Raw genomic sequence first — 16,095 nt, 5'->3', positions numbered from 1 at the left:
TATGGCAAGTTTTAGCTATTTATGGCGGCATAGGGCCAAATTTCCAATTACTAGTACTAACTTTTATCGGGCTTGGGCTAAAAGGCTTCTTTCAATCGATGATCTCTTAATTAGAAACTGTCGTCGATTTTTATTTGAACAGAAAGGTGCCTTCATTGATGAAAGAGCTGAATTAGGAAATGTATTAATCGAAGGTCCAAAAAATCTTTTATCAATTGATCAGTCATCTTTGTTAGGACGGGTCTACATTGCTTTACATGATCAAGTACAAATTGGCAAATATGTTTGTATAAATGATGGAGTCGAAATATTAACAGCGTCTCACGATATATCAGATCCAAAATGGAGGCACCTTAAGGGTAAGATTACTATTGATGATTATGCATGGATTGGAACGGGAGCAATGATACTACCTGGTGTTCATATTGGCAGGGGAGCTGTTGTTGGTGCACGGTCAGTTGTAAGTAAATCCATTGAACCCTACAGTATTGTTGTCGGCAACCCTGCGCGTCCAACAAAAAAAAACCGATGCACAGAATTTGATTATAATCCGTGTGAATTTCTGGCAGCCAACCGAGCCTGGCTTGTAGGCTAATAACTATTAGTTATCAAATGAAAGTGATATTATCACATCCTACTGGAAATGAATTTGTTAAGGCTGCTTGCAGTGGGCTTTTAGATGCTAATATGTTAGCAGAGTTCTTTACATCAATAGCCTTATTTCAAGGAAATTATTTAGATAATCTTAGTAGATTCAAGCCTTTAGCAGAATTTAATCGCCGTAAGTTTAATTTATCATTAGAACCCTACACACGGTTGTGGCCTTGGCGCGAACTTGGTAGGCATGCCGCCCGAAAGATGAACGTTACTAGTTTATTGCGTCATGAAACCGGGGCTTTTTCGGTCGATGCTGTATACAAAAGTTGTGATAACTATGTTGCTTCTAAATTACGAGAAGGGAAACAAAAAGGAATAGATGCTATTTATGCTTATGAAGATGGAGCGCTTCATTCTTTTCAACAAGCAAACAAGTTAGGCTTATTAAACTTATATGATCTGCCTATTGGCTATTGGCGAACAGCTAGGCGGCTTCTTGAAGTTGAACGTGAGCGTTGGCCAGAGTGGAGTTCTACTTTAACTGGTTTTAAAGATTCTGACGAAAAGTTAGCTCGCAAAGATGAAGAGCTTCGTTTAGCTGATCATATTTTTGTAGCAAGCCAGTTTACAGCGTCTACATTAAAAGACTACCCTGGTAGACTAGGACCAATTAGTGTAATTCCTTATGGTTTTCCTCCTGTAATAAACCATAGAGAATATGATAAGCTTTTAGGCAAGCGCCCCCTTAAACTTTTATTTGTGGGAGGGCTCTCCCAACGAAAAGGCATTGCTAATTTATTTGCCGCAGCTGATTATTTAGGAAAGAATATTGAATTAACGATAGTTGGCAGAAAATCAACTAATGACTGTGTGGCCCTTGATAAAGAATTAATCAAGTATAAGTGGATATCGACATTACCGCATGACAAAGTTCTGGAACTTATGCGACAACATGATGTATTGATCTTCCCATCGCTTTTCGAAGGGTTTGGGCTGGTGATCACTGAAGCTATGGCTCAGGGAACTCCAGTTATTACGACAGAACGTACGGCGGGAGCTGATCTCATTCAACATGGTCATAATGGCTGGTTAGTTGAAGCGGGATCAACAGAAAGTCTAGTACAAGCTATAGGAAAATTGATAGACAATCCAATGTTGATTCCTGAGTGCGGCCAGGCAGCTTTACTTGCAGCCAAGCAGAGGCCGTGGCCTGTCTATGGGCATGAGTTAGCTATGGACATCCTTAAAATTAAACAGGCTAAAAAATGAATCCGATAGAATTAGCTCCCAGCAAACAGGAATCATCGGATTCAAAAAAAAAACATGGGGATTCTATTAAATTAGCCAAACCGGATAAAACTCTCCAATTTATAAAAAAAGGAGTATGGGTTTATTTCCTTTTATTAATCTTCGAGGGAGCTCTACGTAAATGGTTCTTACCTGGTTTAGCAACACCGTTATTAGTAATTCGCGATCCCATTGCCCTTTGGCTTATCATTACAGCCTGGTCACACCAAAAATTACGCGCAAACCCATATATGACCTCTGTAGTATTAATTGGGATACTAAGCATATTCACAGCTGTAGTAGTTGGTCATGGTAATTTATTAGTAGCCTTATATGGCGCACGTATTTTACTTTTGCAATTTCCTTTAATTTTTGTTATTGGTAGTTGCTTTAACCGCGCTGATATTGTTAAACTTGGAATCGTTACATTGTGGATTACCATTCCCATGACTATACTGATTGCCATACAATTTTATAGCCCACAATCTGCCTGGGTAAATAGAGGAGTAGGGGGAGACATGTCAGGGGCCGGTTTCTCTGGAGCAATGGGTTATTTCAGACCACCAGCCACTTTTTCATTTACAAATGGAACCGGGCTATTTTTTAATTTTGCGGCTTGTTTCGTTTTTTATTTTTGGATAGCAAATGAAAAAGTCAATAAACTATTACTTATTGGCGCTACCATTGGTATCTTGGCTTCAATACCTTTATCAATTAGCCGGACATTATTCTTTCAGGTAATTCTATCATTATTATTCACTTTAATTGCCGTTTCTAGAAAACCAAAGTTCTTAGGTCGCTTTGTGCTAATTGGAGCTATTTTATTACTCGCAGTAATAGCCCTTAGCCAACTGAGTTTTTTCCAAACTTCTGTTGAGGCATTTACACAACGATTCACTTCAGCAAATGAAACTGAAGGAGGTTTAGTTGAGGGAGTTTTAATAGATCGTTTTTTGGGAGGGTTAATTAGTGCATTTTCAAGTTCTTCAAAATGGCCTTTATTAGGCTATGGAATCGGAATGGGCACAAATGTTGGCTCTCAACTCTTGAGAGGTGAACTGCTCTTTTTAATTGCTGAAACTGAATGGCTTAGGATCGTTGGGGAGCTTGGTCCTATATTAGGTATTGCTCTAATAATATTACGTGTTAGACTAGCGCTAAAAATAGCATTAGCATGTTACAGTAATTTAAAAAGAGGATATATGTTGCCATGGTTGTTGCTAAGCTATGGTATACTTTTGCTTATGCAAGGTGGCTGGGCCCAACCAACCGCTTTAGGGTTTTGCACATTAACCAGTGGTTTAATGATAGCTTCATTAAATAATACTGGAAAGGCTCACCAATAAATTAAAATTTGCAATGCGTCTAATACTTATTGGAAACCTGCTGTCTGATAAACAGGAAAGCATGAGCCGATTTGCAGAAATGTTGCAAACTGGCTTTCAAAATTCTGGTTATGAGTCTGAAATTTGGCGTCCAACTTCATTTCTTAGCATAAAAGCAAAATCGACACTTTCAGGTATAGGTAAATGGTTAGGCTATATTGATAAATGGATATTATTCCCGCTTTTACTGCGATGGCGGATTTTAAATCAGGGCTTGAATAATCCAAATGTTTTTTTTCATATATGTGATCATTCCAACTCTCCTTATTTAAGACATTTACCAAGTGGGCAAACAAGTATAACTTGTCATGATGTTTTAGCTATACGAGGAGCATTGGGGCATGCCGATGCTTATTGCCCTCCTTCAAGCACCGGAAAATTTCTTCAGAACTGGATATTAACTAATTTAATTCGGGCCGAAAAAATTGCATCTGTATCAGCATTAACCCTTTCTCAATTAAATGAACTTGCTGAAATTCGGTCTACCCAACCAAAAAATTGGCAGGTAATTCATAATGGATTTAATGCTAATTTTTATCCAATGAGTAGGATTGAAAGAAATGAAATACTAAGCAAAATAGGCCTTAAACCAGACGAGCTTTTTTTATTACATGTTGGATCTAACTTAACAAGGAAAAACCGAAAGTTATTGATAGATATGGTTTTAGCCTTGGGCGATAATTGGTCTGGTCGAATATGTTATGCAGGTCATGCTCTTGATGATGATCTAAAGCAATATGCCAATTCAGTAGGCTTGAATGATAGAATTATTTCAATAGTTAAGCCCGATCATACTACGCTAATCGCTCTCTACAGTGCTTGTCAATCGTTCATTTTCCCATCTTTATCTGAGGGTTTTGGATGGCCGGTTATTGAAGCACAAGCTTGTGGGGCTCCAGTAATTGCTAGTAATATAGAGCCATTACCAGAAGTAAGTGGAGAAACTGCCTTTCATGCAGACCCGTTCAATCCGCAAGAATTCGCTAAGGCTTTCCTTTTATTAGAAGATACGGTTACAAAAGATAATCTCATTAAACAGGGATATGAGAACTGTAGACGATACGAACCGTCAAAAATGGTGAAAGCTTATCTCAATTTATTTGGCGTTAAAAATAAAGAATTCGTAGAGCTTTCATGATAAATTTATTAAAGTTATTAACGTTTATTATGCCGTGGTCTTTACGGCGACGGGCTCTGGAAAAATGGTTTGGGTACCAAATCCACCCAACTGCTCGGATTGGCCTTTCCTGGGTATTTCCGAGAGAACTTGTTATGGATGCTTTTTCTAAGATTGAGCATTTTACAGTTGCCATTCATTTAGATCTTATTAAAATGAATACGAAATCATCAATAGGTAGAGGCAACTGGATTACAGGCTTTTCAACTATCGGTAATCATTCTCATTTTAAACATCAAATTGACCGTCATGCAGAGCTACTGTTAGGCGAATCTGCAGCTATTACCAAGTATCATCATTTAGATTGTACAAATCGTATTGAAATTGGGAAATTCACTACAATTGCTGGTTATCATTCTCAATTACTAACACATTCTATAAACATTCTAGAAAACCGTCAAGATAGCTTCCCAATATATATTGGAGAATACGCCTTCATTGGGACAAATGTTGTGCTTATAGGAGGTGCTTATTTACCGTCTTATTCTGTACTCAGCGCCAAATCGCTCTTAAATAAGAGGTATAATGAAGAAAGAACATTATATGGTGGTGTTCCTGCCAAGCCAATTAAAGCCATTCCTATAACTGCTAAATATTTTACTCGTACAGAAGGCTTTGTCTATTAAAAATACGACAGTTAAAGCTAAGTGTGTAAAATTAGAATCCATGCGTGTTTTACATGTAATTACAACAATAAATCCTTTATTTGGAGGGCCATCTCATGGCGTCCGTAATATAGTATATGAAGTTAAAAAATTAGGTGTACAAGCTGACGTTCTTAGCTTAGACTCACCTGATGAAAAATTTATTCTTGACGACTCCTTCTGCCATTATGCTATTGGCCCCTGGCAGGGCCCTTGGTGGTATAACTCCAAGCTAATACCTTGGCTTAAGACAAACATCCTACAATATGACTTTGTAGTCGTGCATGGCCTTTGGTTGTATCATACTTATGCGGTTAACAAAGTAATAAAACAACTTAAAGATCAGCAATCAGCTAATGACGCAGCGATAAAACAAGTGCCTAAAGTATTTATTATACCACATGGTATGCTTGATCCCTATTTTCAAAAAGCCCAAAATAGATTATTAAAAGCAATACGAAATTGGGTTTACTGGAAATTAATCGAAAGCAATGTAGTTAACAATGCCGATGGAATTTTATTTACTTGCGAAACTGAACTCCTGTTGGCGAAGGAAACATTTTACCCTTATAAGCCTAAACGGGAAGTAAATATTGGCTACGGCATTTTAGAACCACCGGCTTTTACGGAAGCAATGCGCACAGCATTTTTAAAAAAATGCCCTGAACTTACTCAAGAACATTATTTACTCTTTCTAAGCCGGATACATGAAAAAAAAGGGGTTGAACTCCTAATAAATGCATATGCTGACCTAGTCAAAAGTTTAAATAGTGTCAAATTTCCAAAATTAGTGATTGCGGGGCCAGGCTTAGAAACAGCTTATGGGCAAAAAATGCAGCAATTAGCCTTTGATACGCATAAACTTGATAAGTCAATTTATTTTCCGGGAATGCTAACTCATAATACTAAATGGGGAGCCTTTTACGGATGTGAAGCATTTATATTACCAAGCCATCAGGAAAATTTTGGTATTGTAGTTGCAGAAGCGTTAGCCTGTAAAAAGCCTGTATTACTTTCCAATCAAGTAAATATATGGAGAGAGGTTAAAGCTGGTAAATGTGGTTTTGTTGCTGATGATACATTAGAAGGAACAAACCAACTATTAAAAAAATGGTTTGAATTACCTTCATCTGACAGAAAAGTAATGGAAGATAGGGCACGCGTCACGTATGAAGAAAATTTCTCAATTGGCCCTGTTGCCAGACGTTATATAAATACGTTACGCTCATAGAAGTGTCCACTTAGCCAATAAAATTTTATAAATATGTTTGATACCCATAATCCTAATAGTTCTGATTTTTATATACGGCCTGTGTTCTCTTTTCGGGACAAAGTCCGTCGGCTATTATGGAATATCAGTTGGGCGATATTTTGTAAGTGGACACCTAATCCACTACATGCCTGGAGAATTTGGGTATTACGTAAATTTGGCGCAAAATTAGGTGAGCAGAACTTCATTTATCCAACCTGTAAAATTTGGGCTCCCTGGCTATTGAAAACTGAAGATGTAGTTACAATAGGACCAGGTGTTGAAATATATAACCCAGGAGGAGTTTATCTAAAACACCATTCTATTCTTTCACAAGACGCATACCTGTGTGGCGCTACTCATAATTATAATAGTATCGAATTTACATACATCAAAAAGGAGATTATGCTTGAACCTTATGTTTGGATATGTGCTAAAGCAATTGTTTTACCAGGAGTCCATTGTGGTGAAGGTAGTGTGCTAGGAGCAGGCACTATAACCTCAAAAGACTTATTGCCCTGGATGGTTTACGCGGGCAATCCAGCTAAGCCAGTGAGAGAAAGACACAACTTTTTAGAATCAGGAATTTTACAAAAATGATAAGCGAACAAGTTAGCAAACACTTGTTTGATGTTTGTATTATTGGCAGTGGTCCGGCCGGAATAATTTGTGCATTAGAATATGCCAGAAAGAATCCAAACCACCAAGTTTTACTTATTGAATACGGAATTAAAGGGCAAGCAAGCAAAAATAGTTTAGATGATAGGATTGAAATCAAAAATTCTTTAAATCATCATGATCCCTATGAAGCTACAAACAAAGGATTAGGTGGAACTTCGGCAACTTGGGGAGGCCGATGTGTAATGTATGATGAAGTAGATTTTATTGACCGGACAATCTTAAACGAAGGTTGTACCTGGCATATTGATTTATTAAATGAAATAAATCAATATTTACCTCAAACTGCAGATTACTTTGAATGTGGTAAGCCAATCTTTAATTTAAAAGAGGTGCCACAACTAGGGGAAAAACACATTGCAGAAAACTTCGTTGATGGAATAGTGACGGATTCCATTGTCGAACGCTGGAGTATGCCCACCCGGTTTGGAGAACGATATGCTAAAGATATTGCAGACCAACCAAACTTGACTTTTATTGAAGGATTTGAAGCACGTGATTTCTCATCTCCAGATAACTTGGGAAATGTGTCTACCTTGTCAATACGTGATATCAAGACCAAAAAAATTGAGAAAATTAAGGCACATACCTTTATTCTTGCAGCTGGGGCACAGGAATCTACCCGAATTTTACTTCGGAATCCACAACTTTTCAAGAAGTTATCTGACATACCATCCTCACTGGGTAAATATTATCAAGGGCATGTATCTGGGAAAATTGCTTCGGTTCAGTTCAAAGGAGATCCTAAGAAAACAGAATATGGGTTTCTTAGAGATACTGATGGGAGTTATTTTAGACGGCGCTTTCAATTTTCTTCGGAGTTTCTTATTAATAATAATCTTTTAAATACGGCCATTTGGCTCGACAACCCCCTTTATTTCGACCCTAAACACCGTAGTGGGGCAATGTCTTTTATGTACCTTGCCATGATTACCCCTATCATTGGTAAAAAGCTTGCACCTCCTGCTATTAGCCATTCGATAACAAAAGGAAAAGTAACAGGGATACCACAACACTTTTGGAATATTTTCCGAAAGCTTCCTGGTTCTTTAGTAATACCAGCATCGATTTTCGTTAAACGATATTTGTTTAAACGGAAACTTCCAGGTGTATTTCTATTTAGTCCTCAAAATCGCTATGCTCTTCATTTTCATGCCGAACAAGTCCCTGATGCAGAAAACAGAATGGAACTTGGCCAGGATAAAGAAACACTTGTCATTCACTATAAATTAACGGATGAGGATATAAATTCAGTCATCAAGCTGCATCATACTTTAGATGAATGGTTACGTAGTAGTGGCTGTGGCGAATTAAATTATTGGTACGATAAAGAAGAACTTCCAAATGCTATTCGGGGAATGTCTAAAGATGGAATTCATCAGGTTGGTACTACCCGACTGGCAGACTCCCCAGAAAAAGGAGTTGTTGACCAGAACCTCAATGTATGGGGAACTAGCAACATTTTTGTCTGTAGCAGTTCTGTATTCCCAACATCAGGACAGGCAAATCCCACTTTTTTATTGGGTGCTTTTGCAGTTAGGCTTGCCCATTATTTAACCAGGAAAAATGAGAACAATTGAATTGGTAAGCGGAATTAGTTCGTCTGCATTGGGATTTGGTTGTGCGCCGATTCTTGGCTCTGTGGATGCAACTACCGCACAAAGGGCTCTTGACTGTGCGCTAGATCATGGCATTACTCATTTTGATTTGGCGCGCTCATATGGGTATGGCCAAGCAGAGCATTTTGTAGGAAAATCAATTGTAGGTCGAAGGGATAAAGTTGTCCTGGCTAGTAAATTCGGTATAAAAGCAAACTGGAAAGCTAGCTTTCTTAGACCTTTAAAGCCGTTAGTGCGCTTAATTAAAGATAAGCAAAAGAAAGAAGGCAAATTAGTTACAAATACAGCCAACAATCCGAATTCAATAGCAGATCATTTTCATGATCGGATTCCTTTACATAGTAATACAATGCGGTCAAGCTTAGAACAAAGCTTACGTGCTTTAGGAACTGATTATTTAGATTATTTTTTTGTTCACGAACCTCTCCAAACCCTTGATTATATAGATGAGCTAAGTGATACAGCTCAACGCTTAAAAGAAGAAGGAAAAATTAAAGCTTGGGGACTTGCTTTCGCACGCTCTCAGGAAAGGCTACACCAAACCTATTTAAATCGATTTGACATTTTACAGTTTGATAATGCATTTGGCGCATCTGGTTATGATAAAACGGTAAAAGAAAGGGGAAAAGAGCCAAATATATTCTTCTCCCCATTACGAGGAGGCAAGGTGGGCGTAACGCCACAGGAAAAATTAGGTAAACTGTTTGAAGATTTCCCTCAAAGTGTAATACTGTGCTCAATGTTTAATGAGCGACACATTAAAGAAAACATAAAATTAGTATAGGAAAAATTAATAGACTAGTTATAACGCGGATAGAAACCCGCGCCTAGTTACTCACAAGCGCGGGTTTCTATCCGCGTTATAACTAGTCTACTTATATAGTACAGTAAATCAGCTAATTGAGAGTTCAGAAATGATTTCTATTATTATTCTAACTAAAAATGAGCAACTCGATCTTCCTAATTGTCTTAATGCAATTAAGTGGTCAGATGATATTCATGTTCTTGACTCTGGAAGTACAGATAACACGTTAGAGATTGCTAAATCTTTTGGGGCAACTATAAGCAGTAATCCTTTTGAAAGTTTTGGAAAACAGCGCAATTATGCCTTAGACAACCTGCCAATCCATTACGACTGGATATTGTTTCTGGACGCAGATGAAATTATAACTAAAGAGCTTCAACAGGAATTAATCACGGCAATAAATACAGCACCCGAAGAAGTCGCGGGTTATTATCTTTGCTGGAAAATGATTCTCGATGGTACATGGCTTAAGCATTGCGATAATTTCCCGAAATGGCAATTTCGCTTAATGAGGAAAGGGCGGGCAAGATTTACAGACTTCGGACATGGGCAAAAAGAGGATCTTGTAACTGGTCGTATTGAGTATATCAAAGAGCCATATATTCACAATGGGTTTTCAAAAGGATGGCATCAATGGATAGACAGACATAACCGTTATTCAAGCCATGAAGCTGTTGCCCGATTGAACAATCTTCCTCCATTTAAAAATATTTTTGCATCCCACTCTAGTTTGCGTAATCCAGCGCTTAAATCGTGGCTAAGTCGATTACCAGGCTGGCCTATACTCCGATTTGTTCAAGCTTATATTCTAAACTTAGGCTTTCTTGAGGGTATATCGGGGCTTATTTATTGTATAAATATGGCATTCTATGAATTCATGATTCAAATAAAAATGCGTGAAATTTTACGAAAGAAAATAGTTAATACAAAAGAACAAGGTCAATTTTCTCTTTCTAATTGATCTTGTGTCAAATATCTAATGCGTCTTAGCTGAATTTGACTTTCCAAGAGCTAAGTTTTCCAAATTAGCTTGTATAAGTTAATTTTATATTAGCCAAAATATAGTCCTTCACTTAAGAAATAAAATTTAACAACCAAATTAGTATAGCTTGCCTTTAATTAGTTCATCTATTAAATAAATTAAAATAGAGTTTAGGATTAGTTAGCATTCCAAAGCCTGAAGGTTTCTATTTACGACGCAAATCTTCGTGGCAACAAAAAACATAGCAACGACCATAGTTATTTATGCAACTTTGAGAGAAAATTAAACTATGGTTAGTATAATATAGAATTCTGAATATCGCTTATTTTACTTTTAATATTTAGTAGAACTTTATAAACTATTTGCATAATAGAATTAATTAGCCTATCAAAATGAGAGCAGGATTAGTTATAACTTTAACAAAGTTAGCCAGCATTTGTTTTTTTATAATATTCTTTGCAGGTGCTCACTTAGTCCCAACTGATTATATATCAACTAAATCCGTTTATACAAAAAACGTTAAGAAGATAGAAATTATAGGTATACATAGTGATCTTAAAGGTACTTTTACCTTATCTGAACCAGCAAAAGTTAGTGCTGGTATATTTACAAAAAATGGTACGCTCGTTCGTACTCTTTTTTCGGGTATAGAGTACAAGCCAGGTACACATACAATTTCCTGGGACCAAACGGATGATTTTGGGAAGCCCATTTCAGATGGACAGTATGAAGCGCGAGTACTTTCTAATAACTGCACTTATGTATGGGAGGGAGTAGTAGGTAACACATCCAAAAATTTTACTGGAATCAGCGTACACAGAGGATGGAACCCTGTTGGTTGTATGACTATCGTAAATAATACTGCATATTTTGCCAGTGTTTATCAAGAGACTGATCCTTTCTTAAAAAAATTCTCACTCAATAACCCACAGGTAAATCTACCTGTAAAAGATTTACTTATTGGTACTAATGGAATTTTTCTCTGCACTTCAGACCAAAAAAATATATACTGGGCTTCAGATGATCCTCAAAGTAATTTGAATCTGGTTTTCGGCACTAATATTAGTGATGATAAAGAGGTAGTCTTTCCTAAAGGTACATCTGCATCCAATCGTTATCGTCCTACTTTCACTAGCAGTATAGATAACAATACACTAAAAGAAGGTAAAATTAGCGGTATGGCTGTACAGAAATCAGGACAATATTTATTTGTGTCTCATGCAGACATGAATGAAATACATGTTTTTGATAAGACTACTGGAGAGCAAGTTCAAACAATTAAATCAGTAGTATCCCCTAAACATTTAGCTGTAGAGGGCAATAGCCTATGGATATCCTCGTCTACAACTTCCATCCAAAAATTTCCTATTAAGCCTGACGGATCTTTAGAAGAAGCAACACTTTCTTTATCTGGCTTATTAGCCCCGCTGGCTATCGATGTGTCACCAGATTTGACAACGATAGCTATTGTTGATGCAGGTAAAAGTCAACAAGTAAAAGGTTTTTCAACCAAAAATGGTCAATTAAATTGGACGCTGGGAGAAGAAGGTGGCTATTTAACGAATTCCACTGTGAGCCCTACTAAGTTTATGTTCACTAACCTTATTTCACCCTATAATTATTCATTTTTAGCTTATGCTCCTGATGGTTCATTCTGGTTTGGCGATTCAGGTAATCGAAGAATGCTTCACTTCTCATCGAGTAGGGTGTATATTGAGGAAGTAATGTTTCTTAACCGTCCATATACATGTTCAGTAGATCCGAATAATCAAACCAGAGTGTTTCAAGGTTTTCTAGAATTTAAAGTAGATTACTCAAAAGCGCTGTCACCTAGTAATGGCTCCTGGAAATTAGTCCGAAATTGGAGATATGTACCAGCTACTTATAGCGACAAATTTTACCCCAAAAATATAGTAACGTTACGTAACGGAAGAACCTACTGTATCCAGCGAAATCTAAGTAGTAAATTAAATGAAATACATGAATTAGTTGAAGGAGGCTTGCTTCGTAATACGTCAGTTATATTACCCTATGTTGATACTCAGCTTGATAAGGATGGCTCTTTAAAGCGAGTGGTTAAAACAGATGGTAAACAGGAGTGGCGCCAAAAGACACTGAAAGGCTTCGATTCTAACAATAATCCTATCTATAGTGAAGAATCCGTCATTGCTTCTACGACGCAGGTAAGTATCCCTAACCCTTATTTTTCAGGCTCAAGCACATCTCCATTAGCCATCACTAGCAGCAATATATTTATTTCATTTGATGGTAATGGAGGAAATGCCAACAAGTATCATTTAGGTGGTTTAAAAATCGGAGAAACAACCTGGAAGTGGAAAACGGCTTATACAACATCTAAAAATTATTATGGTGATTTTCCTGCCGACGGCACATTTGATGTTGGTAATGGAATGGGATTATCTCATAACTATGCCGGTAGTGTAGCTGTTACTGTCGATCGAAATATTATTTGGGGGTATCATGGCGAGTTCTGGAAAGCTAGTCAAACGAACAAATGGAATCATGTATATGATAATGGCTTATTCATAGGACAATTTGGGACTACCCGCCCAGAAACAAAAAATCAACCTGCTGCCTACGGGATGGATGGAAACGCGCTGAATGCGCAGGTAGTTAAGCTTCCAGATGGCCGAGTTTATTTATACCATGGTGGCGAAAATGACCATTGCGGTCTCCATCGCTGGCGGATTGAGGGATTAAATACAATTCAAGAGCAGGTTATTCAATTTTCTTCTGTATTTGCAATTGAGTCAAAACAAAAGAGTAAACAAGGGCTAGACCTACTTGCAGGTTTACCTTATGCCTCTGAATCAATCAGAAGTGGTACAGCAGGATGGACAAGATCGCCTGATGCTTCTGATGCATCTGAGCGTGGAAATTACTGGCTCGTTCAAACGAATAAAAGAAATAATAAAAAGGATTCACCAGACCTCTATATGCGATTCACAAAAGGTGAAGCGCTTAGTTATAGTATTACAAAAGATTTAGGTGACAATTCTAATTTAACTTCCTGGAGCTTGGTTGGTGAAATTAGCTTCGAAGGGAATGATGGGAATAATGGGGGTAATGCCTGCTATTTAGATATTCTTGATGATAATGATAAAATAATCGCACGTTTTTATCACACGTTAGATTATAAAAGTCGCGATATGGGTATTTGGGGCAATAAAGCTCAGCTCGTTAGCTTTCCGTCCATCAATAGATCCGCCTATTCGGCTAAAGTACAGCCTATTAAGATCAGCGTTAATTCAGCAGGTGTCACCTTTACATATGGTAGTACCCCTCCTGTTACAACTAATTTTTGGGATGCTACTGTAAATTGGCGCGCTCCTAAAAAGTTAAGAATACTAGCAGAACAAAAGACATCGGGTCCGGTTAGAGACCGCGTAATCGATATTTATTCAATGCGGTTTTTAACTCCTTAGTGGTCCACTAAAAATCGTATTATCTTTAACATAACTTTCCCTGTTTTCCGCAGAGACTGCTTTTATGCGAATTTTAATTTACGACATTAATTACGCGCCTGAATTGACTGGCGTGGGAAAATATACAGGTGAAATGGGTGCCTGGCTGGCTAGTCAAGGGCACACTGTACGAGTAATTACGGCTATGCCTTACTACCCAGAGTGGGAAGTTCATGATCGCTACAAAGACAAGGGTTGGTTTACGGAGGAACTGGAAGGGGTTACGGTTCATCGCTGCCCGTTTTATGTGCCGAAGAAAGTAACAACCCTAAAACGTATTTTACATGAATTCTCCTTTGTACTTAGCAGTCTACCTTACTGGCTCAACATACTAGTAGGCAAACGGTATGATGCTGTCATTAGTATCTCCCCTCCTTTTCAGATTGGCTTATTACCTACGTTATATTCCATGATACGAAAAGCGCCACTATGGTACCATTTGCAGGATTTGCAGGTTGATATGGCCAGCGAGTTGGGCATGATAAAAAACAAGTCCTTTGTCGATCTGCTTTTTTCGATTGAAAAGTTTATTCTGAAACGCAGTACGGTTGTCTCTACCATCAGTGAGGGTATGGTTCGGAAAGTAGCAGACAAAAATGTATTAGAAGCTCCCTGTCTCCTATTTCCAAATTGGGTGGATGAACAGTTAATTAAACCCCTCCCTCGTGAAGCCTCTTTACGCGCCGAATTTAGCTTACGCAATCAGGATAAAGTAATTCTCTATTCCGGCAGCTTAGGCGAAAAACAGGGGCTAGAGCTCATCATTGAGGCTGCAAAACAATTTGCAGCCCGCACTGATATTCGTTTTCTGATTTGTGGATCGGGGGGGGGGAAAACCCGCCTGGAGACGCTGGTTACCGATTATCAATTAAGTAATGTAAGCTTTCATCCGCTGCAACCCTACGAAAAATTATCGGCCCTCTTAGCTACAGCCGATATTCATTTAGTATTGCAAAAGAAGTCCGCATCGGACCTCGTACTTCCCTCCAAATTAACTAGTATTCTGGCCGCTGGTGGCTGCGCCCTGGTATCTGCTTTGCCGGGTACTACGCTTCATGATGTTATTAACATGCATCAAATGGGTATCCTAATCGAACCTGAGTCAGTTCAGGCACTGATCGATGGGATTGGGCGAGCTCTTAGCGAAGATGTAACAAGCTATCAGCAAAATGCACGGGCTTATGCTCGAAAGTACTTAAGTAAAGAGGGTATTTTACAGGCGTTTGAAGCGGAGCTAGTGAAGCTGCAAAAGAATGATAGTAAACATAGTGCCACAAAGAACACTGAGGAGATAAAACTAATAGACTAAACTATATCCTCTGTGACTCTGTGTTTACTTAACATCATAAACTCGAGTTTCGCAGTGGCTGCTGGCTCAATAGTTCGTATCCCTGATTCGAGAGAAACGCTTCCAGGGCGGGCAAATCCTCAGGCCGGTGCATGTCGCTACCAATGAAGTCGACCCACTTATTTTTCAGAATCAGTTTTGCCTGAGCTTTTACATGCCCACCATACCGGCCTGTCATGGACATCCAATTGAGTTGCATCAAACAGCCCTGATCACGCAAGCGTTGTAAACCATTCAGATCGTTTATATAATACGAGTAACGTTCTGGGTGCGCTAATATAGGTGTATATCCGTTTGTCTGGATTCGGAAGATCATTTCATCTAATATCATTGGCTTAGCTAGCCAGCCAGTTTCAACAAGCAGATATTTTTCAGTGCCAAAGGTTAGAAGCGGAGCCTTCTCTAAACGTTCCAGAAAGTAATTGTCCAGCATGTATTCAGCAGCTACCTCAATCTGAACTGGAATTCCTTCCAGATTGACCTGTTGTTGTAAAACGGCTAGTCCTTGTAAAATAGTAGCCGAATTATTTGGATAATGCTCCTGGCTAACGTGGGGAGTCGTAATTACTTTTTGAATACCCCAATCAGCAAGTTGACGGATACAGATCATGGCCTGCTCCAGTGTCTTTACCCCATCGTCGATCCCTGGAATCAGGTGTGAATGGATGTCCGTTTGCCAGAAGCAGGGTGCCGGGGTACTCGGTAGTTCTTTAGAAGAAAATTGGTTTTTCAACCAGGTCAATACGCGATTCGTCATTTCGGTTCTAATTCGGCTGGGCCGGGGTTATTAAGGCTTTAGTGTAATGGTTTAGTAGTACAACGGGAAGGAAAAGGGCATC

General features: G+C 38.4%; 13 protein-coding genes. 12 read left to right on the top strand and 1 reads right to left on the bottom strand.

Going from position 1 to position 16,095, the window contains the following annotated elements:
* The first annotated feature begins 1 nt into the window (after position 1).
* The 12 genes from EXU85_RS08630 to EXU85_RS08575 all read left to right on the top strand — a co-directional run bounded on the left by EXU85_RS08630 (position 2) and on the right by EXU85_RS08575 (position 15,217).
* Positions 2-595 carry an acyltransferase gene (locus tag EXU85_RS08630; RefSeq protein WP_142771700.1) on the top strand — a complete coding sequence of 198 codons (594 nt, stop codon included), beginning with the start codon at positions 2-4 and terminating at the stop codon, positions 593-595.
* Positions 596-612: 17 nt separating this feature from the next.
* On the top strand, positions 613-1,866 hold the full coding sequence (locus EXU85_RS08625) for a glycosyltransferase family 4 protein (protein WP_142771699.1): 1,254 nt from the start codon (positions 613-615) through the stop codon (positions 1,864-1,866).
* Positions 1,863-3,230, top strand: a complete 1,368-nt coding sequence (locus EXU85_RS08620) for a hypothetical protein (RefSeq protein WP_246859470.1) — start codon at positions 1,863-1,865, stop codon at positions 3,228-3,230. The genes EXU85_RS08625 and EXU85_RS08620 overlap by 4 nt, the downstream gene beginning before the upstream one ends.
* A gap of 61 nt (positions 3,231-3,291) precedes the next feature.
* Complete coding sequence (locus EXU85_RS08615; protein WP_246859468.1) at positions 3,292-4,407, top strand: glycosyltransferase family 1 protein; 1,116 nt, start codon at positions 3,292-3,294, stop codon at positions 4,405-4,407.
* Positions 4,404-5,072: an acyltransferase gene (locus EXU85_RS08610; protein WP_142771697.1), complete on the top strand. Its 669-nt coding sequence runs from the start codon at positions 4,404-4,406 to the stop codon at positions 5,070-5,072. Before EXU85_RS08615 ends, EXU85_RS08610 begins: the two co-directional genes overlap by 4 nt.
* A 40-nt stretch (positions 5,073-5,112) precedes the next feature.
* Positions 5,113-6,321, top strand: a complete 1,209-nt coding sequence (locus tag EXU85_RS08605) for a glycosyltransferase (RefSeq protein ID WP_142771696.1) — start codon at positions 5,113-5,115, stop codon at positions 6,319-6,321.
* Between the two features lie 33 nt (positions 6,322-6,354).
* Positions 6,355-6,939: a putative colanic acid biosynthesis acetyltransferase gene (locus EXU85_RS08600; protein ID WP_142771695.1), complete on the top strand. Its 585-nt coding sequence runs from the start codon at positions 6,355-6,357 to the stop codon at positions 6,937-6,939.
* Complete coding sequence (locus EXU85_RS08595) at positions 6,936-8,597, top strand: GMC oxidoreductase (protein ID WP_142771694.1); 1,662 nt, start codon at positions 6,936-6,938, stop codon at positions 8,595-8,597. Before EXU85_RS08600 ends, EXU85_RS08595 begins: the two co-directional genes overlap by 4 nt.
* Entirely contained in the window at positions 8,584-9,420 is an 837-nt protein-coding gene (locus EXU85_RS08590; RefSeq protein ID WP_142771693.1) for an aldo/keto reductase, read from the top strand. Before EXU85_RS08595 ends, EXU85_RS08590 begins: the two co-directional genes overlap by 14 nt.
* A gap of 130 nt (positions 9,421-9,550) precedes the next feature.
* Complete coding sequence (locus EXU85_RS08585; protein ID WP_142771692.1) at positions 9,551-10,402, top strand: glycosyltransferase family 2 protein; 852 nt, start codon at positions 9,551-9,553, stop codon at positions 10,400-10,402.
* Between the two features lie 413 nt (positions 10,403-10,815).
* Positions 10,816-13,869: a FlgD immunoglobulin-like domain containing protein gene (locus tag EXU85_RS08580; RefSeq protein ID WP_142771691.1), complete on the top strand. Its 3,054-nt coding sequence runs from the start codon at positions 10,816-10,818 to the stop codon at positions 13,867-13,869.
* Positions 13,870-13,933: 64 nt separating this feature from the next.
* Entirely contained in the window at positions 13,934-15,217 is a 1,284-nt protein-coding gene (locus EXU85_RS08575; RefSeq protein ID WP_142771690.1) for a WcaI family glycosyltransferase, read from the top strand.
* 34 nt (positions 15,218-15,251) lie between these two features.
* Here EXU85_RS08575 and EXU85_RS08570 read toward each other — a convergent pair whose 3' ends face one another.
* Positions 15,252-16,013 carry a tyrosine-protein phosphatase gene (locus tag EXU85_RS08570; RefSeq protein WP_142771689.1) on the bottom strand — a complete coding sequence of 254 codons (762 nt, stop codon included), beginning with the start codon at positions 16,011-16,013 and terminating at the stop codon, positions 15,252-15,254.
* Positions 16,014-16,095 lie beyond the last annotated feature (82 nt).

This window comes from Spirosoma sp. KCTC 42546 (assembly GCF_006965485.1).
Lineage (GTDB): Bacteria > Bacteroidota > Bacteroidia > Cytophagales > Spirosomataceae > Spirosoma.
This window is presented reverse-complemented; position numbering and strand designations above follow the sequence as displayed.